This window comes from Modestobacter marinus (genome assembly GCF_011758655.1).
GTDB lineage: Bacteria > Actinomycetota > Actinomycetes > Mycobacteriales > Geodermatophilaceae > Modestobacter > Modestobacter marinus.
Map to the genome: position 1 here is coordinate 1 of NZ_JAAMPA010000001.1, position 21,589 is coordinate 21,589.

Below are 21,589 nucleotides of genomic sequence, written 5' to 3' on the forward strand. Positions count from 1 at the left end.
CGCCGCGTTCTGTGCCGCGGTGCGGGCCTGGCCGACGTTGTTGGCCAGCGCCATCGTGCGGGCACCCTCCCGGGCCGCCGCCGACAGGGTCGCCTGCGCGTTGAACGCCAGGCTGTACTCGACGATGCCGAGCAGCAGGACCAGCAGCACCGGCAGGACGAGCGCGAACTCGACGATCGCCGCGCCGCGTTCGGCCAGCAGGCGCTGGCCGGCGCGGTGGCGTCGCCACGCGGTCGTACCGGACACGGTCGTGCTCCTGTCGGGAGAAGGGGTGGGGCCGGGACAGCGGCGCGGTCAGCCGACCGCGCCGCCGGTCCCCGCGAGGAGTGGATCGACGAGGTCAGAAGACGACCGCGTTGAACATCGCCTCGATGCGGCCACGGAGGGCGATGATCACCCCGATGAGGGCGACCGCGATGAGCCCGACGAGCAGGGCGTACTCGACGGCGGAGGCGCCGGTCTCCTCCTCCTTGAGCGCCTTGAGCCGGCCGGCGACGCGGTCGGTCGCGCGGTCGGCGGTGAGGTAGGACAGCGTGCACAGCGTCTGGAACAGGTGGGCCACAGTGATCTCCAGGGGCTCGACCGTCGCCTGCTCGGGTCAGGTGACCCGGACGCGGTCGTCATGGAGCACTTCGGACGTCCGCAACGGGAACCACAGCCGGTAGCGGGACCGCTCACCCCGAAGGGGGACGGCGCCGGGGGGACGCCCGATCGGGGGCGCCCGGCGTCACCCGCCGCTGTCGGTCAGGACAGCGGCGACCCGACCGGTCACGGCAGGAGCAGGACCCAGTCCCCGGCCAGCAGCGCGGCGGCGAGGGCCCCGCCGAGCAGCGCCGGCCCGAACGGCAGACCGGTCCGCCGGTCCACCCGCCGGGCGGCGAGCAGCGTCAGCCCGACCACGGCCTGCAGCAGGAAGCCGAGGAAGAACCCGGCCACCACGACGGGCCAGCCGAGCCAGCCCAGGTACAGGCCGAGCAGCCCGGCCAGCTTCACGTCGCCCATCCCGAGGCCGCTCGGGGAGATCAGCGCCATCGCCAGCAGCACCGCGAAGGCGGCTCCCCCGGCCAGCACCGCCCGCCCCAGGCCCGCCGCGTCGCCGTCCACCCCGGCGGCGACGGCCAGCAGGGCGAGGCCGCCGAGCAGCCCGGGCAGCAGCACCCGGTTGGGCAGCAGCTGCTCGCGCAGGTCGACGACGGTGAGCAGCAGGCCGACGGCGACGAACCACAGCCACGCGGGGAGCTGCGCCGTCCAGCCGAACCGGAGGGTGACCGCGGCCGCGCAGAGCGCCCCGGTCAGTTCCGGCCACGGGGCCCCGATCGCGCGGGCCCGCCGGTCGATGCGGACCGCGACCGCGCCCTCGCCGGCGCCCGCGCGTCGGGGGGCGACCAGCGCCAGCGAGTCGACGACCCGGCCGGCGAGGACCCCGCCGGCCCCGGCGACGACGACGGCGAGCAGGGCGCCGCTCACGTCAGGGAGGGCCGGGTCGGGGGCAGCACGCCGCACAGGGTGACACGCGCACGCCACTCCCCCGGGCAGGCGCGAGGCGGTCGGCTACCTGCGCCCGCGCCTCGCTGCCGTGACCAGCCACCGGTCCTCGGCGTCGTCGACCTCGGTGACGCGCCATCCGGTGCGGCTGAGCAGCTCCCGGATCCGCGGCTCGCTGCGCACGTCGTCGGGGGTGAGCTCCCGGCCGTGCCGCCGGGCCAGCGCGGCCCGCCCGACCGGGTGGAACAGCCCCAGCCGGGCGCCGTCGGCGGCCACCCGGGCCAGCTCGCGCAGACCGTCCTCGGGATCGGGCAGGTGGGAGACCAGACCGGAGGCGAAGAGGACGTCGTACGACCGGTCCGCGAACGGCAGCCGGGTGACGTCGCCGCGGACCAGGTGTGCGAGCTCCCCGCGTCCCCGTCGCCGCGCCTCGGTGAGCATCTCCGCGGTCAGGTCCAGGCCGACGAGCAGGCCGGCCGGTCCGGTGGCGGCACGCAGCACCGGCAGGGCCCGCCCGGTGCCGCAGGCGGCGTCGAGGACGGCGTCCCCGGCGCGCACCCCCAGCTCGGCGACGGCCCGCTCGAACCGGGGCCCGTCGTCGGGGAACCTCTCCTCCCAGGTGGCGGCCCGGGAGGAGAAGAACGTCTGGGTGTCGCTGCCGGTCAGTCGGTCGCCTCCGTGTCAGTGGGGGCGGTGTCGCAGGACTCGGCGGCGAGGGTGGTCAGCTCCTCGGCCAGCGCAGCCGCGTCGGCCGAGCCCAGGACGACGGTGAGGTGCTCCCCCGTCGCGGGCCGGAGCAGCGAGACCGCTCCGAGCGCCTCGGCCAGCTGCCGCACCGGCTCCTCCTGGCTCTCCAGGTGCTCGATCGCCGAGTGGTCGACGTCGGCGCTGCTGACCGTGCCGAGCGTGAGACCGGCGTCGGTGAGGACCCGGGTCACCGCCTCGACCAGCACCGGGTCACCGGTGCCGTCGACCACGTCGACGACGACCGGCTCGGCCGGCGAGAACTGGACGCCGCACAGGACCGGCCCGGAGCTCGGCTCCGGTTCCGGGGCGGGCGCAGGCTCCGGGGCCGGCACAGGCTCGGGAGCCGGGGCGGGCACGGGCTCCGGCGCGGGCACGGGCTCCGGCTCCGGCGCCGGGGCGGGCTCCGGCTCCGGCGCGGGCGCCGGGGCGGGCTCCGGCTCCGGCGCGGGCGCCGGGGCGGGCTCCGGTGCCGGCGCGGGCTCCGGCGCAGGTACGGGCTCCGGCTCAGGAGCCGGGGCGGGCAGGGGCTCCGGCTCGGGAGCCGGGGCGGGCACGGGCTCCGGCTCGGGAGCCGGGGCGGGCACGGGCTCCGGCTCCGGCGCGGGAGCCGGGGCGGGCTCAGGAACCGGGGCGGGCTCGGCCGGCGGTTCCGGCGCGGCCGGCGGGGCCGGCTCGGCCGGCGGTTCCGGCGCGGCCAGGAGCGGCGGGGGCTCGACCGAGTCGACCGGCGGCTCGACCGCCGGCGGCGGGTCGACGGCGGGCGGCGGGTCCAGGGCCGGCGGCGGGGCGGGCGCGGCCGGGGGCACGGTCGGCGCCGGCCCGTCCGGGGTGGGCACCGGTTCCGGCGCCGTCCCGGCGTAGGTGGCGGACAGCTCCAGCACCGTCGCGACGTAGCTGTCGGAGTGGTTGTAGGCGAAGACGGCCTCCGCCTGGCCCTCCGGCGTGGACAGGTCTCCCCCGGCAGCGCAGAGGTACCTGCCGGTGGCGACGGCGGCGTCGTTGATGTTGAAGGGGTCGCGGCGCCCGTCGCCGTTGCCGTCGCTGTCGTACATCGCCCACGTGGTCGGGATGAACTGCATGGGCCCGACGGCGCGGTCGTAGACGGTGTCGCCGTCCAGCAGGCCGTCGTCGGAGTCCAGGATCAGGGCGGTGTTGTTGGTGCCGTCGAGCGGGATGCCGATGATCGGCGGGCTCGACAGCCCGTCGGTGTGCAGGACGGCGCCGGCGAAACGCCCGTGGTTGGACTCGACCCGGCCGATGGCGGCGATCAGCGTCCAGCTGATGCCGCAGTCGGCGGAGAGCGCGGCGGCGTTCTGGTAGGCCACCAGGGCGGTCGACGGGATGCCACTGGCGGCCAGCGGCGAGGGCTCGCCGGTCGGGGCTGCGGCGGCCTCCGGGGCGCTGCCGGGATCGGCGGCGGGGTCGGCGGCGGGGTCGGCGGTGGTCCCGAGCGCCACGGTCTGGAGCAGCGGTTCGAGCGACGGTTCCAGCGGTGGTTCCAGCGTGGACACGGACTCGTCCCGCGGACCGGACGGCGGGCGGGGCACGAGCGCGTCCGCCTCCACGGCCGTCAGGCGCGGGGACTGCGACGGTGCCGGCGCCACCCCTGGTGCGGCGCTGGCCGCGGGGAGGAAGGCGACCAGTGCGGTGGTGATGCCCGCGCTGGCGACGATGCCGGGCGCACGCACCCGGGTCGCCCTGGTCGTCGTGCGCCGTCCGCGGCGGGCCCGGCTCATCAGCCGTGGACCAGCACGTGCTCGAGTGGCATGAGGTCAGGCACCAGTTCCCCCTGTGGCCGTCAACCTGCTGCGCCCGGGCCCGCATCGAGTGATGGCCGGCCTCCGGACGAGGACGACCGTAAACCGGCCGCCCCTCCAGCGCCATGCCCTTCCGGTGAACTCCCGGCAGCCAGTCGTGGTCTTCGCCCACCCCGGTGCGGGCGAGGAGTCAACGTGCCGGAAACACGCAGCCGCTAGCGTCCCGGCCTCCGGGTCGACAGGAGGGCAGCGGATGTCGCGGCAGCGCCCTCCCGCGCCCTGGGTCGCCGCGCTGGCCAGCGCCCGGGACACGCCCTCGCAGTCGCTGGTGCTGGCGGAGCTGCGGGCGGCCATCCTGTCCGGCCGGGTCCGACCCGGCGCAGCGATCCCGGTGGACGACGTCGCCGCCCGGTTCTCGCTGAGCCGGATCCCGGTCCGGGAGGCGCTCAAGACGCTGGTGGCCGAGGGGCTGGTGGAGCACGAGGTCCGCGGCGCCTACGTCGTCGCCCGCCTGAGCCGGGCCGAGCTCGCCGAGCTCTACGTCGTCCGGGCCTCGCTGGAGGCCGCCGCCCAGGCCGCTGCGGTGCCGCGCGCGACCCCGCAGGACGTCGCCGTCGCCGCGGCGGCACTGCGGGAGCTGGAGGCGGCGACCGCTGCGGGCGGGGCCGACGACCACCACCGCTGGAGCCGGCGCTTCCACCTGGCGCTGATCGGGCCGTGCCAGATGCACCGGCTGCTGCAGATGTTCGAGCGCGCCTGGAACGTCACCGAGCCGGGGCGGCCCATGTCCCACGCGTCGGCCGCCGCCACGGAGGCGCTGGCCGCCGACCACGTCGCCATGCTCGACGCGTTCGCCGCCGGGGACGCCGCGGCCCTGACCACGGTGACCGGCGCGCACTACGCCCGGCTGCAGGAGATCGTCGCCGGCATCCCGGCCGACAGCTGAGCCGCTGCGGATATACCCGCGCGGACATCCGGGGGCAACACCGGCTCCCTAGCGTTCGCGCCGTCGCTCCCGGACGGCCGCTCCCCCGCCACTCCTGGGACACCGACGAGCTCGTGACCCGCCGCTGCCCGCACCAGCCGACGATCCGCAGGAGCCCCCATGACCACCACGTCCCCCGAGCCGGTGGCGCTCGCGACCGACGTCCCCGCCCCGCTCGGGACGGCGCCCTCGGCCGCCGCACCCGGCGGCGCCCTGATCGGCGCCGACCACGACCCCCGGCTCACCAACGCGGACCTCGCGCCGCTGCGCCAGCAGCGCTGGGGCTCCTACAACATCTTCGCGTTCTGGATGTCCGACGTGCACAGCGTCGGCGGGTACGTCACCGCCGGCAGCCTCTTCGCCCTGGGCATCGCAGCCTGGCAGGTGCTCATCGCACTGGTCGTCGGGATCGTGATCGTGCAGGTGTTCGTCAACCTGGTGGCCAAGCCCAGCCAGCAGACCGGCGTCCCGTACCCGGTGATCAACCGCGCCGTCTTCGGCGTCAAGGGCGCCAACATCCCGGCGATCATCCGCGGCCTGATCGCGGTCGCCTGGTACGGCGTGCAGACCTTCCTGGCCGCGAGCAGCCTGAACATCATCTGGCTGAAGTTCGTCCCCGGCGCGGAGGCGCTGCTCGAGCCGTCGTTCCTGGGGCTGGCCGCGCTGGGCTGGATCTCCTTCGCCGTGCTGTGGGTGGCGCAGGCGGCGCTGTTCTGGCGGGGCATGGAGACGATCCGGCGGTTCATCGACGTCGCCGGCCCGGCCGTCTACGTCGTCATGATCATCCTGGCGGGCTACCTGGTCTCGGAGGCCGGCTGGTCGAACATCGACCTGAGCCTGCACACCGGCCCGACGCTGAGCGGCTGGGCGACGGTCTCCACGATGCTCGGCGCGATCGCGCTGGTGGTCTCCTACTTCTCCGGCCCGATGCTGAACTTCGGTGACTTCGCCCGGTACGGCAAGAGCTTCGCCGCGGTGAAGCGCGGCAACCTGCTCGGCCTGCCGCTGAACTTCCTGTTCTTCTCCCTGCTCACCGTGGTCTGCGCCTCGGCGACCGTGCCGGTGTTCGGTGAGCTGATCACCGACCCGATCGCCACCGTGGAGGCCATCGACTCCACGTTCGCCATCCTGCTCGGCGGGCTGACCTTCGTGATCGCGACGGTCGGCATCAACATCGTCGCCAACTTCATCGCCCCGGCGTTCGACTTCTCCAACGTGGCGCCGCAGAAGATCAGCTGGCGCGCCGGCGGGATGATCGCCGCCGTCGGGTCGGTGCTGCTCACCCCGTGGAACTGGTACGACAGCGCCGAGGGCATCCGGTTCAGCCTCGGCATCCTGGGCAGCCTGATCGGCCCGCTGTTCGGCATCCTGATCGCCGGCTACTACCTGGCCAGCAGGCAGCGGGTCGCGGTCGACGACATGTACTCGATGTCCCCGACCGGCCGGTACTGGTTCCGCGGCGGCTACAACCCGAACGCCGTCCTCGCCGTGGTCTTCGCGGGCGTCCCGACGATCCTGCTGAGCCTGTTCACCGGGGTGGGCGACTACGGCTGGTTCATCGGCTGCGGCCTCGGGTTCGTGCTCTTCGCCGGGCTGGAGCGGGTGCGGCCGATGATGCCGCAGCTGGACCCGGCCGAGGCCGGCGTCTCCGACGGAACGCGCGCCTGACCAAGGACCCCCTCCCCCCCACCCCTCGCAAGCTCGGGGCGGGCCCCTGAGAGGGGGCCGACCGACCAGCTGAACGGGAGAAGATCTTGCTGATCCAGGTCGTCAACCCGAACACCACCGCGTCGATGACCGACCTGATCGGGCGCAGTGCCCGGGCCGCCGCCGGCCCGGGCACCGCGGTCGTCGCGGTGCACCCAGAGATGGGGCCGGCCTCCATCGAGAGCCACTACGACGAGGCGCTCGCCGTGCCCGGGCTGCTCGCCCAGATCGCGGTCGGCGAGGCCGCCGGCGCCGCCGGGCACGTGGTCGCCTGCTTCGGCGACCCCGGGCTGGACGCCGCACGGGAGGTCGCGACCGGCCCCGTCATCGGCATCGCCGAGGCCGGCATGCGGACGGCGACGTACCTGGGGCGGACCTTCGGGGTGGTGACGACGCTGCGGCGGACCACCGGCCGGGCCTGGGAGCTGGCTGCCCGGTACGGGGTGCGCGAGCAGTGCCGCACCGTGCGGGCGGTGGAGATCGCCGTCCTGGCGCTGGAGACCGATCCGGCGGCGCGCTCGCGGATCGCCGCCGAGTGCGCCGACGTCGTGGCGACCGAGGGCGTCGACGCGATCGTGCTGGGGTGCGCGGGCATGGCCGACCTCGCCGCGGAGCTCACCGTGCGGATCGGGGTGCCGGTGATCGACGGGGTGGCGGCGGCGGTCACCACCGTCGAGGGGCTGGTGCGGCTGGGGCTGCGCACCGGCAAGCGCGGGGAGTACGCGCCGCCCCCGCCGAAGCGCTACTCCGGTGCGCTGTCGGAGTTCGGCGTCCCGGAGGCCGTGCCCGTGCACTGACGCCGTCCCCTTGCGCCGCCCGGCCCGCTCCCGCTCCCTCTGGGACACTGCTCGACGGAGTCCCTGGCACGTCCAGCACCGGGGCGGGCGAGAGAGAAGGCCGTGGACCCTGATTTCGCGCAGCTGTTCGCTGCGCTGCCGGCGCCGCACCTGGTGCTCACCCCGGACCTGGTGATCCGGTACGCGAACCCGGCGTACCTGAGCACCATGCGGGTCGAGCCGGAGCAGATCGTCGGCACCGAGCTGTTCACCGCGTTCCCGCCGGGCCCGGACGCGCTGGACCCCGACGGCGTCCCCTACATCGCCCGTTCCTTCGAGCGGGCCCGCAGCACCGGCCGGCCCGACGGGCTGCCCATCGAGCGCTACCCGCTGGTGGTGCCCGGCACCGGGCTGGTCGAGGACCGCTGGTGGGCGCTGATCGCGATCCCCGTCCTGGACGACGCCGGCGAGGTGACCGCGTTCGTGCAGCGGGTCGACGACCTGACCGACTTCGTCCGCGAGCAGGGCGCCACCCGGCCGGACGGCGAGAAGGACCACCGGGCGGCGCAGGTCCACCAGCTGCAGGCCGAGCTGAGCGCCCGCACCAGGGAGGTGGAGGCCGCCCGCGAGACGGAACGGCGCACCTCCCGCACGGTCGAGGCGATGCCCTCGGGGTTCCTCTCCATGGACGCCGACTGGCGGTTCACCCTGTTCAACGCGGCGGCCGAGCGTCTGCTCGGACGTGACCGGGCCGAGCTGCTGGGGCGCACGATCTGGGAGGTCTTCCCGGACACGGTGGGCAACGAGTTCGAGTCCGCCTACCGCAAGGCCGTGGAGAGCCGCGAACCGCAGACGCTCACCGCGTGGTACCCGGCCCCGCTGGACGCCTGGTTCGAGGTGCTCGCCTGGCCCACCCCCGACGGGCTGTCGCTGTACTTCTCCGACGTGACCGACCGGCAGCAGACCGCGGACGAGGCCGGGCGCTCCGCGGCCCGGCTGGCGCTGCTGGCCCGGGTGAACGCCGAGCTGGTCGAGGCCGACGACGTGATGGCCGTCGTCCGGGAGCTGCCGCGCACGCTGGTGCCGACGCTGGCGGACGCCTGCGTCGTGACCGTGGCCGAGGAGCACGGCCGGGCCCGGGACGCCGGCTGGGCGCACGAGGACCCGGCGCTGCGCCCGGTGCTCGACCGCTACGTGTCGGCCCGGGTGGAGACGATGCACCTGCACACGTCGCTGGCCCAGGTGCTGGAGGACGGCCGGCCGGTGTCGTTCGAGAGCGCCGAGCTGGCGGCGGCCCTGCCCGTCGGGGAGGCCCGCCGCCAGCTGGAGCTGCTGGGTGAGACCCGGGCGCTCAAGCTGCCGCTGCGCGGTCGCGGCACCGTGTTCGGTGCGCTGACCCTGCTCAGCGCGCTCACCCGGCCGACGGACCCGGCATGGGAGTCCACCGCGCAGGAGATCGCCGACCGGATCGGGCTGGCGCTGGACAACGCCCGGCTGGCGAGCGCGCAGGCAACGATCGCCGAGAGCCTGCAGCGCAGCCTGCTCACCGAGCCGCCGGAACCGGACCACGCGCAGATCGTGGTCCGGTACCTGCCCGCCGCCGAGGCCGCCCAGGTGGGCGGGGACTGGTACGACGCCTTCCTGCAGCCGGGTGGCACGACCATGCTGGTGATCGGGGACGTCGTCGGGCACGACACCGCCGCCGCCGCGGCCATGGGCCAGTTGCGCGGGCTGCTCCGCGGGATCGCCACCTACAGCCGGGCCAGGCCGGCCGAGGTGCTGCGCGGCCTCGACGAGTCGATGGAGACGCTGATGGTGCACACCCTCGCCACCGCCGCGGTGGCTCGGTTCGAGCAGACGCCGGAGGAGGTGCGGGAGGGGGTGACCCGGATGGTGTGGGCCAGCGCCGGGCACCCGCCGCCGCTGGTCGTCTCGCCGGACGGCGCGGTCACCGTGCTGGACGACGGCCGGGGCGACCTGCTCCTGGGGGTCGACCCGAACGCGCAGCGGCGGGAGCGGGTGCAGACCCTCGAGCGCGGGTCCAGCGTGCTGCTCTACACCGACGGGCTGATCGAGCGCCGGGACGCCTCGCTCGACGACGGGCTGGCCCGGCTCGTCCAGGCCGCCGAGGACCTGGCCGGTGCCTCGCTGGACGAGCTGGTCGACGGGGTGCTGGACCGGATGGTGCACGGACGCCCGGACGACGACGTCGCGCTGGTCGCCGTGCGGTTGCACCGGCAGGACCGTCCCCGCCCCGCGGAGGCCGGCCCCAACGTCGTGCCCTCCTCGCTGGAGGGGTCGGAGTGAGCGGCCTCGCCTGGCCGATGCTCACCCCGCCGCGTCCGCTGCAGGTGTGGCGGTCGTGGAACTGGGAGCTGCGCCGCCCCGTCGACCTGACCCGCTACCGCCAGCAGCTGCGCGCCGAGGCGCTGCCGGCCGGCCGGAGCCCGGAGGACTCGGACGCCGACGAGGCAGCCGTCGAGCGGCTGCTGCTCATCTTCGAGGAGCTGGCGTCCAACGGCGTCCGGCACGGCCTCCCACCGGTGTTCACCACGGTCACCGGCGCCCTCACCGGCTGGCTGATCGACGTCACCGACGCCGATCCCCGGGACGAGCCCGTGCCCGCGGTGGACCGCGACCCGGCCCACGGCGGCCTGGGCCTGCACCTCATCGCCCGGCTGTGCGCCGCCCACGGCTGGGCCCCCGAGGACGGCCGCAAGCACGTGTGGGGGTTCGTCAGCCTGACCGGGGTGGACTGACCGCTGCGGACAGCGGGCCCGGCTCGTCCGCCGTCCGGACGACGGGCCGCAGACCGGTGCTGCAGGACCGACCCGCGGAACGACTCCTCCTCCGACGACCGGCGGTGACACGCGAGGAGGTCGCGCGACGGGCAGCCCGGTCCCGAGGTCGCCCGGGTACCGGGGGCAACCGGAAGGCGCCGGTCGACGCGGTGCCCGCCTGCCCGCGCACCGGAGGCCGACGCTGCGGCCGGCCGCCCCCGCCGGCGGGAGGGGCGTCGTCGTCCGGGCGGGCACCCGCCACCCGGGCGACTGCCGCGACCACCACGGCCGCCAGCAGCAGCCAGCCCAGGACGGTGAGCGATGTGAGCGGGTCCGCGGTGGCCGCGACGGCCTCCCCTGGCACCGGGCGGTTCACGGCCGTGGATCCGGCCCGGGCGGCGGCCCGGCCGGCGCGGGCGTGCGCCGGGACGGTGCGGTGGACCGCTGGGGCCGGTGGTCTTCGCGGACGTGGTAACTGAGCATCGTGCGGTAGCTGAAGCGCAGTCCGCACAGCGGACACTGGTAGGCCATCGGTGACACCGCCTCACGGGGAGTTCGACATCTGGATACTAGCGAACTCAATCTCGTAAATCCAGTATCGTCTGTTTGGTATCGGACAGGACACTCCGGGCCGCGGGGTCGCCCCCACGGCAGTCGAGGGGCGGCACACCGTGACCATCCGCACGGACGCGGCCGCGGACGTCGGGACCCCCGCCGCACGTCCGCACCAGCCGAGCGTCCACCCAGCCGCCGACCGACCCCCCGTGGCCGACACGGAACGGGCCACCCCGTGGCCGCACGCCCGACCGGACCACCCCGTGCAGCTGCTCACCCACCACGCCCTGATGCTCCTGGCCGCGGCCCAGCGCCCGGATGCGCGCATCCGCGAACTGGCCGACGCCGTGGGCGTCACCCCCCGCACCGCGGTCAACCTGCTGCAGGACCTGGAGCGCAGCGGCTGCCTGCACCGCGTCCGACGGGGGCGGCGCAACCACTACACGGTGCACCTCGACTGTCCGGTGGTCGATCCGGGGAGCGGGATGCGCACGGTCCGGGCCTTCCTGACCGCGTTCGGGCGGGCCGGCGAGGACGGCGGGGACCGAGGGTGGTGACGTGACCGTCTTGGGAACTGAACTTCGTGTATGTTCGTTCCCAAAACAGCAGGATTCGGCGTCACCGACCACCCGGTCCGTGACGCAACGGCCGCTCATGCCGCGGAGGTCACATGACCGCTCCCAGCCCGACCCGCAGCGAACTGCTCGCCCGCCGTCGGCAGGCCGGCCTGGCCGCGCAGGGGCGGGACCTGCTGCAGGACAAGCGATCCGCGCTGGTGCGCGCCTTCCACGGCCGCAGCGTGCTGCTGATCCAGCGCCTCGAGGAGATGTCACTGGACTCCGGCCGGGCGCGGACCCAGCTGCACCGGGCGCGGGCCGAGCTGGGCAGCGAAGCGGTCGAGTCGGCGTCCTTCGCCGCGGCCGGCCGTGTGGGGGTGCAGCTGACCGCCGCATCCGTCGCCGGCGTGGTGGTCGTGGACGCCGCGCACGCAGACGTCCGCCGGACGGCGTTCGACCGCGGCTACGCCACCGCGGTCGCCCGCCCGGAGATCGACCGCGCGGCCGCCGCCCACGAGGACCTGGTCGACCGCCTGCTGGACCTCGCCGCGCTGGAGCTGACCGTGCGCCGGCTGGCCGAGGAGATCTCCCGCACCACCCGCCAGGTCAACGGCCTGGAGCACGTGGTGATCCCCCGGCTCCGGGCCGACGCACGCCGCATCGCGCTGACGCTCGAGGAGCGCGAGCGCGAGGAGACCGCGCGCCTCAGACGCGCCCGCGCTCGTGCCCGCGCACGGCGCGGGAGCTCGGAACGGCCCACCGGTCGTGGGCGGCCGCTGGTCACGACAGGAGGTCGACGGTGAGCACGGAGACGCTGCGCGCAGTGCGCGGGCTGGAGGATGAGATCGCCGACCGCCTGGCGGACGCCCGCAGCGCGACCGCGGTGGTCAGCCGGGCGCAGGCCGAGGCACAGGCGGTGCGCGAGGCAGCCGCCGCCGAGGCCGAGGAGCTCGGTCGCCGGCGGATCGCCGAGCTGCTCGCCGCGGCGGAGGAGAGCGCAGCCGCGCTCCGGGCCGACGGCGCCCGGCGGTCGGCGGAGCTGCGAACGGTCGCGGAGGCCGCGGCCGGGGACGACGTGGCCGACCTCCTCGCAGCGGTGCTCCCGCCCCGGCCCGGCACGCCGCCCGGAACGGAGCGGTGACGTGCAGGTCCCCATGACGCAGCTCGAGCTGCTCGGCCACCGCGACCGCCTGGACCAGGTGCTGGCGGGCCTGCAGACCGTCCGCACCGCCGAGGTGGTGCCCGGCGGACCGGCAGCCGCCGATGACGAGAACCGCGGCACCGCCGAGCTGCTGGCCCGGGCCACCCGACTGCTCGAGCTGGCCGACCCGCCCGACCGCACCCCCACGCTCCCGCCCCCTGGGGTCCGCGAGCCGGACCGGGCCGAGCTGGCGCAGCAGGTCCAGCTCGAGGAGATCCGCACCACCGGTCTGCAGGCCGCGGTCGACCGGCTCCGCGCCGAGGTCGACGGCCTGCCGAGGACCTGGGCGTCGCTGTCCGCACTGCTGCCGCTGGTGCCCGAGCTCGCCGAGCTCACCGACGCCGAGCTGGCCGCGTTGCGCCTGGCCACGCTGGCCCTGGTCCTCGACGACCCCGACGGCACCGTCACGGACGAGCTGCGCGGGCAACTGCGCACGGCGCTGGGGGGCAGTCAGCTGCTGGTGAGCGCCGCCGATGGGGGCACGGTCAGCTGCCTGCTCGTCGTGCCCGCGGCTGCGGTCGCCGAGGTCGAGGAGCTGCTGGGCCGGGACCGCATCACCCGCATCGACCTGCCCGAGGGGTACGCCGGCCAGTCGTTGGCCTCGACCGTCGATGCCCTCGGCGCGCGGCTGGCGGCCCTCCCGCAGGAACTGGCCCGGGCGGAGGCGGCGGTGCGCGACGCACTGTCCCCGGCCGTGCCGGAGCTGAGGCTCGCCTGTGGGGTCCTCGCCGCACAGGCGGAGCGGTCGGCGGCGGCCCGCGCGGCCGACCTGGGCAGCCGGACGTTCGCCCTGCGTGTGTGGACGCCCCGCTCGCGGGTCGGCGTGGTGCGCGACGCCGTCGGGGGCCTCGGTACCCCGGTGGTCGTGACCGAGGTGGCTGCCCGGCACCGCCTGGGCACCCCCCCGACCCTGCTGCGCAACCTCCCCCTGTTCCGGCCCTTCGAGCGGCTGGTCGGCTTCCTCTCCTGGCCCGGCCACACCGGCCCCGATCCCACCGGCCTGATGGCCGTGGCCCTCCCCCTGCTGTTCGGGATGATGGTGGGCGACGTGGGCTACGGGGTGCTGCTGGTCGCCATCGGGTGGGAGGTCCGCCGCCGCTGGGGCGGGCGGCACGACGTCGCTGCCGACCTGGGACGCGTGCTCGTGGCCGGCGGCTGCTGGGCGACCGTCTTCGGCCTCCTCTACGGCGAGCTGTTCGGCGACTTCGGTCGCTACGCCCTGGACATGCCGGCGCTGTGGTTCTACCGGGGCGGCCCGGATGCACTGACCCCGCTGCTGCTGTTCGTCCTCGGCGTCGGCGTCGCGCACGTCGTCCTGGGGCTGCTGCTGGGACTGTGGCACGCCGTCAGCCAGCGGCACACCGGCCACGTGCTGGAACGGGCGGGCACCCTGCTGGCTCTCACCGGCCTCTTCGCCCTGGCAGGTGTGGTGGTGTCGGCGCTGCCCGGCGGGGCGCTGCCGTTCGCGGCCGCCGCCGTCGTGGTCGGCGTCGTCCTGATCTCGGTGGTGCACGGCGCGCTCGGGGTGCTGCTCGGGCCGCTGGAGCTGATCGGGACCATCGGACACGTCCTGTCCTACCTGCGGCTGGCCGCTGTCGGCCTCGCGTCGGTGTACCTGGCCATCGTGGCCAACGAGCTGGCGCGGCAGGCCCCGCTGGTGCTGGGGCTGCTCATCGCGGTCTTCTTCCACACGCTCAACCTGGCGTTGGCCGGCTTCAGCCCGATGATCCAGGCGCTGCGACTGCACTACGTGGAGTTCTTCAGCACGTTCTACGACGGTGGTGGCCGCCTGTTCGCCCCGCTGGGCGCCGGCCTCCCGGAACCGGCCACCGCGGCGGCCGGACCGCTCCCGGACACCGCCCCGTGGCACACCCCGACCCCCGAGCCGGCCCGGCAGCCGCCGCGGCTGCCGGAGCCGGCCGGCCGATGACACCCGGGACCGCCGGGGACCACTGGGACGAGAGGACGACGTCATGGAAATGGGACTGCTCGCCATCGGAGCCGGCCTGGCCGTCGGCCTCGCTGCCCTGGCCGCCGGCATCGCCCAGGCCAGGATCGGTGCCGCGGCGATGGGCGCCGTCGCGGAGAAGCCCGAGCTCACCGGCCGGGCGATCCTGTTCGTCGCCCTGCCGGAGACCACGGTGATCCTCGGCTTCGCCGTGGCCGCCATGATCATCCTGCTGCTGGGTGGCTGACGTGAGCCTCACCGACCTGCTGAGGTCACTGGACGACGACGCTGCCGCGGAGCTCGAGCGGGCCCACCAGGCAGCCGCCGACGAGGCCGACCGACTGACCCGCGAGGCGGCGGCGGAGGCGGACCGGGTGCGCTCCGCCGCGCTGGCCGCCGCCGAGCAGACCGGACGCCGCGAGGCGGCCCGGATCGTGGCCGCGGCCCGCACCGAGGCCGCGGCCGAGGTGCGCGCCGCGCGGGCGGAGGCGCTGCGCGCGGTCCGGGAGCGCGGCGAGCAGCGGCTCGCCGACCTCCGGGCGCACCCCGGCTACGACGAGGTCCTGGCGGGCTGCCTGGCCGAGGCGCTGGCCGTGCTCCCGGAGCCGGTCGGCGTCCGGGTCGACCGGCGCGATGCCGACCGCGTCCGCCGGCTGCTGCCGGGGACCCAGCCCGCGGACCTGACGATCACCGCGGACCTGACCGCCTGGGGCGGGTGCCTGGTGGCCGACGACCGTGGCCGGTACGTCGACGACACGCTGGAGACGCGGCTGGCCACGGCGTGGCCGGCCCAGCGGGCAGCGACCGCCACCCGGTGGGCCCGGGCCGCAGCAGGCGCACCCGAGGACCGGCCGTGACCACCCGGACGGACCGGCCCGACTTCGTCATGGGCAACACCCGGCTCAGGGCCCGGTGGCACACGCTGCTGGACGGACCGGCTCGTGCCCGCCTCGCCGGGCGTGACCTCCCCGGCCTCGTCGCCGGACTGCGTGGCACGGCGCACGGGGCGTTCCTCGGCGCGGTCACCGGCACCGGCCGGGACGACCGCCCGGCGGTGCTCCGGGCGGTCGAGGAGCGGCGGCGGACGGCGCTGCGCGGCGTCGGTCAGGTGTACCGGGAACGGGCCGGGGAGGTCGTCGCCGTCCTGCTGGCCCGCTACGACCTGGCCGACACCCTGACGCTGCTGCGCGGCGCGGCGCACCACCTGCCGGAGGAGGACGTCCTGGCGGCCCTGCACGGCGTCGGCGCGGTGACGCCCACGGCCGCCCGAGAGGTGGTCGCCGAGGAGCCGGAGGCGGTGGTGCAGCGGTTGACCGCCGCGCGGCTGCCCGACCCGGGGACCGCGAGGGCCCTGGCCGGGGCGTGGGACCGGTACCTGCTGCACGGTGACCTCCCGGAGCTGGAGACGGCCGTCGCCCGCGCGGCGTCCGCCCGGGCGGACGGCCGGCTCGCCGAGCTGGGCAGGCCCGCCGAGCGGCTGCGCCGCTTCCTCGCCGACGAGCGGGACGCCGCCAACCTGCTGTCCGCGCTGCGGTGCCGGAACGCCGGCCGGGCTCCCGAGGCGCTCCCGGAGCGCCTGCTGCCCCCGGGGCAGCTGTCCGTGGGTGCCCTCGTCGCGGTCGCTGCGGGTGGCGGTCCTCCCCCGGGCCTCCCGGCCGCGTGGCGGGGTGCGGTCGACCGGGCGCTGGCCACCGGCCGGGCTGCCGAGCTGGCCGGGGAGCTGGAGGAACACCGGGCGCAGCAGGCGCTGGCCGGGTGGCGCACCGGTGACCCCCTGGGTGTCGACGTGCCCCTGGGCTTCACCGCGGCCGTCGAGGTCGAGGCCCGGGAGCTGCGCCGGGTCGTGCTGCTCGCCGAGCCCGGGTCCGGGGAACCGGAGGGCCCAGCCGGCCCGGCTGCAACCGCGTCCGCGCGGACGCCGCGCGCAGGAGTGCCCGCATGACCGGGCCGGGAGCCCCGCTGGACCCGCCACACAGCACCGGGGCGCCCTGGCCGGCCGACCTCCTCGTCATCGTCCCCGCCGACACCGCGGCCGGCTTCCGGCTCGCCGGCACGCGGACGGTCGTGGCCGGCGACCCGGACACCGTCCGGCAGGTCGTGGACCGAGAGATCGCCGGCGGGTCGCGTGGGGTGATCGCGGTCGCCGAGCGGACCTGGGCCGAGCTGCCCGCCGCGGTGCGCGCGGACTGGAGCTCCCGGAGCGTGCCGCTGGTCCTGCCGCTGCCGGCCGAGGACAGCGGGGCGGCGGGCACCCGGCGCTCCCGAGTGCAGGAACTGCTGGCCCGGTCCGTCGGCTACGAGATCACCTTCAGCCCGGGAGGGACACGGACATGACCAGCACCCAGCACCCCGCGGCGGCTCTGACCCCGACCTCGTCCACCTCGGGGGAGCCCGCGGGCAGGACCGGGTGGCTGGAACGGGTCGCCGGGCCGGTCGTGACGGCCGCGGGACTGCCCGGCGTGCGGCTGTTCGACGTGGTCCGGGTCGGCGCGGAAGGGCTGCCCGGCGAGGCCATCCGCATCGAGCGCGACCTGGTGACCGTCCAGGTCTTCGAGGACACGACCGGCCTGCGGGTGGGTGACCCGGTCGTGGCCACCGGCACCCCGCTGCTGGCCGAGCTCGGCCCCGGTCTCCTCGGCAGCATCGTCGACGGCACGGGGCGACCGCTGGAGCTGCTGGCCGGCACCACCGCCGACGGCGCCCCCCGCCACCCGTTCGTGCCGCGTGGGGCCGACCCGCCGCACCTGGACCGCACCCGGCGGTGGGACTTCCGGCCGGCGGTCCGCCCCGGCCGGCAGGTGGAGCCCGGCGACCTGCTGGGCACGGTCGCCGAGACCGCCGCCCTCGAGCACCGCGTCCTCGTCCCGCACGGCATCAGCGGCACGGTCACCGCGGTCCACCCCGGGCCGGCCACCGTCGAGGAGCCGGTCGTGCTCGTCGACGACCGGCCGGTGCCCATGCTGCGGCGCTGGCCGGTGCGCGAACCCCGGCCGGTGCGCGCCCGGCTGCCGCTGGACCGGCCGCTGGTCACCGGGCAGCGGGTGCTGGACGTGCTCTTCCCCCTGGCGGCGGGCGGCAGCGCGATCATCCCTGGCGGCTTCGGCACCGGGAAGACGATGACGGAGCAGACGCTGGCCAAGCACGCCGCGGCCGACGTGGTCGTCTACGTCGGCTGCGGCGAGCGTGGCAACGAGCTGACCGAGGTGCTGCAGGAGTTCCCCGAGCTGGTCGACCCGCGCAACGGGGCACCGCTGATGGAGCGCACGGTGCTGGTGGCCAACACCAGCAACATGCCGGTGGCCGCGCGGGAGGCGAGCATCTACACCGGCATGACCGTGGCCGAGTACTTCCGCGACCAGGGCTACGACGTGGCGCTGATGGCCGACAGCACCAGCCGCTGGGGCGAGGCGCTGCGCGAGGTGTCCACCCGGCTGGAGGAGATCCCGGCCGAGGACGGCTACCCGGCCTACCTCGCCTCCCGGCTGGCCGGCTTCTACGAACGCTCGGGCCGGGTGGTCTGCCTGGGCGGCTCCGGCGGCACGACCGCGCCGTCCGAGCGCCTGGGGTCGGTCACCGTGGTCGGGGCCGTCTCGCCGGCGGGCGGCGACTTCTCCGAGCCGATCACCCAGAACAGCCTGCGGCTGGCCGGCTCCTTCTGGGCGCTGGACACCACCCTGGCGCGCCAGCGCCACTACCCGGCGGTCAACTGGACGCGCAGCTTCTCCCAGTACGACGTCGCCGCCTGGTTCGACGCGGAGGTCGCCCCGGACTGGTCGGCGCTGCGGTCGTGGGCGCTGGCGCTGCTGCAGCAGGAGGGCGCCCTGCAGGACGTCGTCCAGCTGCTCGGCATGGAGGCCCTCGCCCCCGAGCAGCGGGTCGTGCTGCGCACCGGGCAGCTGCTGCGGCAGGTCTTCCTGCAGCAGTCCTCCTTCGACGACCGCGACGCCAGCTGCGCGCCGCGGAAGTCCGTGGCGATGCTGCGGGTGCTGCACGAGGTGCACCAGGCGATGACCGCCGCCCTGGGCGGCGGGGTGGACGTCGGCCGGCTGGTCACCTGCCCGGAGCTGGGCCTGCTGGCCGGGATGAAGCAGTGGGACGCCGACGACGCCGACACCGAGGCCGGCGTCCTCGGCGACCGCGTGCGCCGAGCCCTGGCGGCGCTGTGACGACCCCATGGGAGGGGAGACGATGACCACCGTCCCGGCGCCGCGAGCAGAGCGCCTGTACACCATCGTGCACACCGCGGTCGACCGCATCGCCGGCCCGCTGCTGGTGGTCGAGGGGGCCGAGGACCTGACCTACGGGGAGTTCGTCGACGTCGCGGCCGGCGTCGACGCCCACGGCGCGCCCCTGCTCCGGCGCGGACAGGTGCTGGAGGTCGACGGCGGTCGCGCCGTCGTCCAGGTCTTCGGCGGTACCGCAGGCGTCGGGCGGGCGGGCACCACGGTCGTCTCCCGTGGCCGGCCGGCCCGCACGGGTGTGGGCCTGGACCTGCTCGGGCGGGTCCTCGACGGCGCCGGCCGCCCGCGCGACGGGGGCCCCGATCCGGTGGCCGATCAGGAGCGCGACGTCAACGGCCTGCCGCTGAACCCGGTGGCGCGGGACCACCCCGACGAGTTCATCGAGACCGGGGTCTCGGCGATCGACGCCCTGCTGACCCTCGTCCGCGGGCAGAAGCTGCCGATCTTCTCCGGCTACGGCCTGCCGGCCGACGAGCTCGCCGCCCGCATCGCCACCGAGGCCCGCGTGCCCGGCGACCAGGAGGGGTTCGCGGTGGTCTTCGCCGCCATGGGCGTCACCCGGCGCACGGCCGACTTCTTCACCGAGCGGCTGGTCAGCGCCGGGTCGCTGGCGCGCTCGGTGCTCCTGCTCAACCTCGCCGAGGACCCGACCGTCGAGCGCATCCTCACCCCCCGCGTGGCGCTGACCATCGCCGAGCACCTGGCCTACGAGCACGACCTGCACGTGCTGGTCGTGCTCACCGACATGACCAGCTACTGCGAGGCGCTGCGGGAGATCTCGGCCGCCCGCGAGGAACTGCCCGGGCGCCGCGGCTACCCGGGTTACATGTACACCGACCTGGCCACGCTGTACGAGCGCGCCGGGCGGGTCCGCGGCCGCTCGGGGTCGGTGACGCAGCTGCCGATCCTGTCGATGCCCGACGACGACATCAGCCACCCCGTGCCCGACCTGACCGGGTACATCACCGAGGGACAGGTGGTGCTCTCCCGCGAGCTGACCCGCACCGGGGTCTCCCCGCCCATCGACGTGCTGCCGTCGCTGTCGCGACTGATGAACGCCGGGATCGGGGCGGGACGCACCCGCGAGGACCACCGGCCGGTCGCCGACCAGCTGTACGCCTGCCACGCCCGGGGTGTCGAGGTGCGCCGGCTGCTGTCCATCGTCGGCGAGGGGGCCCTGTCGGAGGAGGACCGGCGCTCCCTGGCCTTCTCGACCCGCTTCGAGCGGGAGTTCGTCGGGCAGGGCGACGGGCGGCGCAGCATCGCGGAGACACTCGACCTGGCGTGGCAGCTGCTGGCCCCGTTCCCCGACGACGAGCTCGGCCGCATCCCGCCGGCGCTGCGCGAGCGCTTCCGTCCCGGCACCTGAGGGCGCCGGCACCACGCCCGGCAGGCGGGCGCACAGGAGGTGGTCGACGTGGCGGGCCGTGGGGTGGCGTCCCTGCGGGCACTGGTCGCCGGGACACCGGACAGCCGTGACCGCGTGGTGGACCTGGTGCGCGCCGTCGCGCTCCTCGTCGTCGTCCTCGGCCACTGGACGGCGGTGGTGGTCGTCGTCCGGGACGGTCGGCTGACCGGCTCCAACGCGCTCGGGTCGTGGCCGCCGGCGGAGTGGCTGTCCTGGCTGCTGCAGGTGATGCCGCTGTTCTTCCTCGTCGGCGGGTACGCCGGCATGGCGTCCTGGCAGTCGGCCCGGGACCGCGGCCGGACGACGCCGGGCTGGCTCGCCGACCGGCTGGACCGGCTGCTCCGGCCGACCACGCTCTTCCTGCTGGCCGTCCTGGCGGCGACGGCACTCGCCGGCCCGCTGGTCGGGGGCCCGGTGGTGGGCACGGCCGCCTGGCTGGTCGCGCTCCCCCTGTGGTTCCTGGCGGTCTACGTCGTGGTCGTCGCGGCCACCCCGCTGCTGGTGGCGGCGCACCGTCGGTGGGGCCTGCGGGTGCCGCTGGGCCTGGCGCTGGCGGTCGTCGCGTCCGACGGGCTGCGGCTGCTGTCGGGAGAGGACCTGGCGGGAGCGGCGAACTACGTGCTGGTCTGGCTGTGCCTCTACGCGCTGGGGATGGCATGGCGGACCGGCACGCTGCTGGCCCATCACCGGGCCCCCGCTGCGCTGCTCGCCGGTGGCGGGTCGGTGGCGGTCGGGCTCGTGGCGCTGGGCCCCTGGCCGCTGGCCATGCTCGGTGTCCCGGGCGACCCGTTCTCGAACACCGCACCGCCCACGCTCGCGCTGCTGGCCCACGGCGTCGCCCAGGCCGGGCTGGTCCTGCTGCTGCGGGACCGGCTGGCCGGGCTGTGCCGCCGCCCGGCGGTGTGGGCGGCGACCGCCGCCGTCAACGCGACCGCCCTCACCCTGTACCTGTGGCACCTGGTCCCGGTGCTGGTGGCTGCGCCGGCGCTGTACCTGACCGGGGTCCTCCCCTCGCCCGAGCCGCTGACGGCCGGGTGGTTCGCCCTGCGCCCGCTGTGGCTCCTGGCCTGCGCGCTCGTGCTGGTGGCGCTGGTCGTCGTCGTCGGCGGCGCCGAGCGGCGCACGGGAGACCGGTCCCGGGCGGCCCGGCAACCGCCAGGCACGGCACTGCGCGGTGCGAGCGCGTCGCTGGGCATCGGCCTGGTGTGCGTCGGACTGGTCCTGCTGACCGCCGCCGGACCGGAGCGGGTCAGCCGTCCGGCGGTCCTGCTCACCACCGCTGCCTGCTACGCGGCGGGGCTGGTCGTGCTCCGGCACGCCCTCCGGCCAGGCCGTCGCAGTAGGAATTGGTTTTCACGAGTTCCATTGCGCTAGACTGGGTGCGGGCCCGTAGGGGGGCCCGCACCCAGGGGGTGGTACCCGTGTCGGACGTCCTGGCCTGG

At 75.8% G+C, this 21,589-nt stretch carries 21 protein-coding genes; 16 read left to right on the top strand and 5 right to left on the bottom strand.

What is annotated here, in order from left to right:
• The 5 genes from FB380_RS00005 to FB380_RS00025 all read right to left on the bottom strand — a co-directional run.
• On the bottom strand, positions 1-246 hold a 246-nt coding region (locus FB380_RS00005; protein ID WP_341800150.1), incomplete at its 3' end, for a TadE/TadG family type IV pilus assembly protein.
• 94 nt (positions 247-340) lie between these two features.
• Positions 341-562 (bottom strand): Flp family type IVb pilin, encoded by a 222-nt coding sequence (locus FB380_RS00010; protein ID WP_166753296.1) that lies wholly within the window; start codon positions 560-562, stop codon positions 341-343.
• A gap of 206 nt (positions 563-768) precedes the next feature.
• The gene (locus FB380_RS00015; RefSeq protein ID WP_229682009.1) at positions 769-1,467 is read right to left on the bottom strand and encodes a prepilin peptidase; all 699 of its coding nucleotides are present in this window, start codon (positions 1,465-1,467) and stop codon (positions 769-771) included.
• A gap of 84 nt (positions 1,468-1,551) precedes the next feature.
• Complete coding sequence (locus FB380_RS00020) at positions 1,552-2,151, bottom strand: class I SAM-dependent methyltransferase (RefSeq protein WP_166755914.1); 600 nt, start codon at positions 2,149-2,151, stop codon at positions 1,552-1,554.
• Positions 2,148-3,968, bottom strand: coding sequence for a lytic transglycosylase domain-containing protein (locus FB380_RS00025; RefSeq protein ID WP_166753297.1), 1,821 nt, complete (start codon positions 3,966-3,968; stop codon positions 2,148-2,150). The genes FB380_RS00020 and FB380_RS00025 overlap by 4 nt, the downstream gene beginning before the upstream one ends.
• A 274-nt stretch (positions 3,969-4,242) precedes the next feature.
• Between FB380_RS00025 and FB380_RS00030 the strand changes: the two genes are divergently transcribed.
• The 16 genes from FB380_RS00030 (at position 4,243) to FB380_RS00105 (ending at position 21,521) form a co-directional block, all read left to right on the top strand.
• Positions 4,243-4,935 carry a GntR family transcriptional regulator gene (locus tag FB380_RS00030; protein ID WP_166753298.1) on the top strand — a complete coding sequence of 231 codons (693 nt, stop codon included), beginning with the start codon at positions 4,243-4,245 and terminating at the stop codon, positions 4,933-4,935.
• A 159-nt stretch (positions 4,936-5,094) separates the two neighbouring features.
• A complete protein-coding gene (locus FB380_RS00035) occupies positions 5,095-6,642 on the top strand; it encodes an NCS1 family nucleobase:cation symporter-1 (RefSeq protein WP_166753299.1) in 1,548 nt (515 codons plus the stop codon).
• A gap of 86 nt (positions 6,643-6,728) precedes the next feature.
• The gene (locus tag FB380_RS00040) at positions 6,729-7,478 is read left to right on the top strand and encodes an aspartate/glutamate racemase family protein (RefSeq protein WP_166753300.1); all 750 of its coding nucleotides are present in this window, start codon (positions 6,729-6,731) and stop codon (positions 7,476-7,478) included.
• Positions 7,479-7,580: 102 nt separating this feature from the next.
• The gene (locus FB380_RS00045) at positions 7,581-9,764 is read left to right on the top strand and encodes a SpoIIE family protein phosphatase (RefSeq protein WP_166753301.1); all 2,184 of its coding nucleotides are present in this window, start codon (positions 7,581-7,583) and stop codon (positions 9,762-9,764) included.
• Positions 9,761-10,216 carry an ATP-binding protein gene (locus FB380_RS00050; RefSeq protein WP_229682010.1) on the top strand — a complete coding sequence of 152 codons (456 nt, stop codon included), beginning with the start codon at positions 9,761-9,763 and terminating at the stop codon, positions 10,214-10,216. Before FB380_RS00045 ends, FB380_RS00050 begins: the two co-directional genes overlap by 4 nt.
• 785 nt (positions 10,217-11,001) lie before the next feature.
• Positions 11,002-11,349, top strand: coding sequence for an Rrf2 family transcriptional regulator (locus FB380_RS00055; protein ID WP_166753302.1), 348 nt, complete (start codon positions 11,002-11,004; stop codon positions 11,347-11,349).
• 113 nt (positions 11,350-11,462) lie between these two features.
• Positions 11,463-12,152: a V-type ATP synthase subunit D gene (locus FB380_RS00060; RefSeq protein ID WP_166753303.1), complete on the top strand. Its 690-nt coding sequence runs from the start codon at positions 11,463-11,465 to the stop codon at positions 12,150-12,152.
• Positions 12,149-12,490 carry a hypothetical protein gene (locus FB380_RS00065; RefSeq protein WP_166753304.1) on the top strand — a complete coding sequence of 114 codons (342 nt, stop codon included), beginning with the start codon at positions 12,149-12,151 and terminating at the stop codon, positions 12,488-12,490. The genes FB380_RS00060 and FB380_RS00065 overlap by 4 nt, the downstream gene beginning before the upstream one ends.
• Before the next feature lie 13 nt (positions 12,491-12,503).
• Positions 12,504-14,480 carry a V-type ATP synthase subunit I gene (locus tag FB380_RS00070; RefSeq protein ID WP_166753305.1) on the top strand — a complete coding sequence of 659 codons (1,977 nt, stop codon included), beginning with the start codon at positions 12,504-12,506 and terminating at the stop codon, positions 14,478-14,480.
• Positions 14,481-14,523: 43 nt separating this feature from the next.
• A complete protein-coding gene (locus FB380_RS00075; protein WP_166753306.1) occupies positions 14,524-14,745 on the top strand; it encodes an ATPase in 222 nt (73 codons plus the stop codon).
• The gene (locus FB380_RS00080; RefSeq protein ID WP_166753307.1) at positions 14,738-15,355 is read left to right on the top strand and encodes a V-type ATP synthase subunit E family protein; all 618 of its coding nucleotides are present in this window, start codon (positions 14,738-14,740) and stop codon (positions 15,353-15,355) included. Before FB380_RS00075 ends, FB380_RS00080 begins: the two co-directional genes overlap by 8 nt.
• Entirely contained in the window at positions 15,352-16,440 is a 1,089-nt protein-coding gene (locus FB380_RS00085; RefSeq protein WP_166753308.1) for a V0D/AC39 family V-type ATPase subunit, read from the top strand. Before FB380_RS00080 ends, FB380_RS00085 begins: the two co-directional genes overlap by 4 nt.
• Positions 16,437-16,832: a V-type ATP synthase subunit F gene (locus FB380_RS00090; RefSeq protein WP_166753309.1), complete on the top strand. Its 396-nt coding sequence runs from the start codon at positions 16,437-16,439 to the stop codon at positions 16,830-16,832. The genes FB380_RS00085 and FB380_RS00090 overlap by 4 nt, the downstream gene beginning before the upstream one ends.
• Positions 16,829-18,664: a V-type ATP synthase subunit A gene (locus tag FB380_RS00095; RefSeq protein ID WP_166753310.1), complete on the top strand. Its 1,836-nt coding sequence runs from the start codon at positions 16,829-16,831 to the stop codon at positions 18,662-18,664. The genes FB380_RS00090 and FB380_RS00095 overlap by 4 nt, the downstream gene beginning before the upstream one ends.
• A gap of 22 nt (positions 18,665-18,686) precedes the next feature.
• Positions 18,687-20,108, top strand: a complete 1,422-nt coding sequence (locus FB380_RS00100; RefSeq protein WP_166753311.1) for a V-type ATP synthase subunit B — start codon at positions 18,687-18,689, stop codon at positions 20,106-20,108.
• A 48-nt stretch (positions 20,109-20,156) separates the two neighbouring features.
• Complete coding sequence (locus tag FB380_RS00105) at positions 20,157-21,521, top strand: acyltransferase family protein (RefSeq protein ID WP_166753312.1); 1,365 nt, start codon at positions 20,157-20,159, stop codon at positions 21,519-21,521.
• The last annotated feature ends 68 nt before the right edge of the window (positions 21,522-21,589 follow it).

Bases quoted from the DNA above. Each gene is read 5' to 3' on its own strand.
- FB380_RS00070 (WP_166753305.1), top strand. From the start codon at position 12,504: ATGACGCAGCTCGAGCTGCTCGGCCACCGCGACCGCCTGGACCAGGTG.
- FB380_RS00090 (WP_166753309.1), top strand. From the start codon at position 16,437: ATGACCGGGCCGGGAGCCCCGCTGGACCCGCCACACAGCACCGGGGCG.
- FB380_RS00035 (WP_166753299.1), top strand. From the start codon at position 5,095: ATGACCACCACGTCCCCCGAGCCGGTGGCGCTCGCGACCGACGTCCCC.
- FB380_RS00030 (WP_166753298.1), top strand. From the start codon at position 4,243: ATGTCGCGGCAGCGCCCTCCCGCGCCCTGGGTCGCCGCGCTGGCCAGC.
- FB380_RS00075 (WP_166753306.1), top strand. From the start codon at position 14,524: ATGGAAATGGGACTGCTCGCCATCGGAGCCGGCCTGGCCGTCGGCCTC.
- FB380_RS00025 (WP_166753297.1), bottom strand. From the start codon at position 3,968: ATGAGCCGGGCCCGCCGCGGACGGCGCACGACGACCAGGGCGACCCGG.
- FB380_RS00060 (WP_166753303.1), top strand. From the start codon at position 11,463: ATGACCGCTCCCAGCCCGACCCGCAGCGAACTGCTCGCCCGCCGTCGG.
- FB380_RS00095 (WP_166753310.1), top strand. From the start codon at position 16,829: ATGACCAGCACCCAGCACCCCGCGGCGGCTCTGACCCCGACCTCGTCC.
- FB380_RS00100 (WP_166753311.1), top strand. From the start codon at position 18,687: ATGACCACCGTCCCGGCGCCGCGAGCAGAGCGCCTGTACACCATCGTG.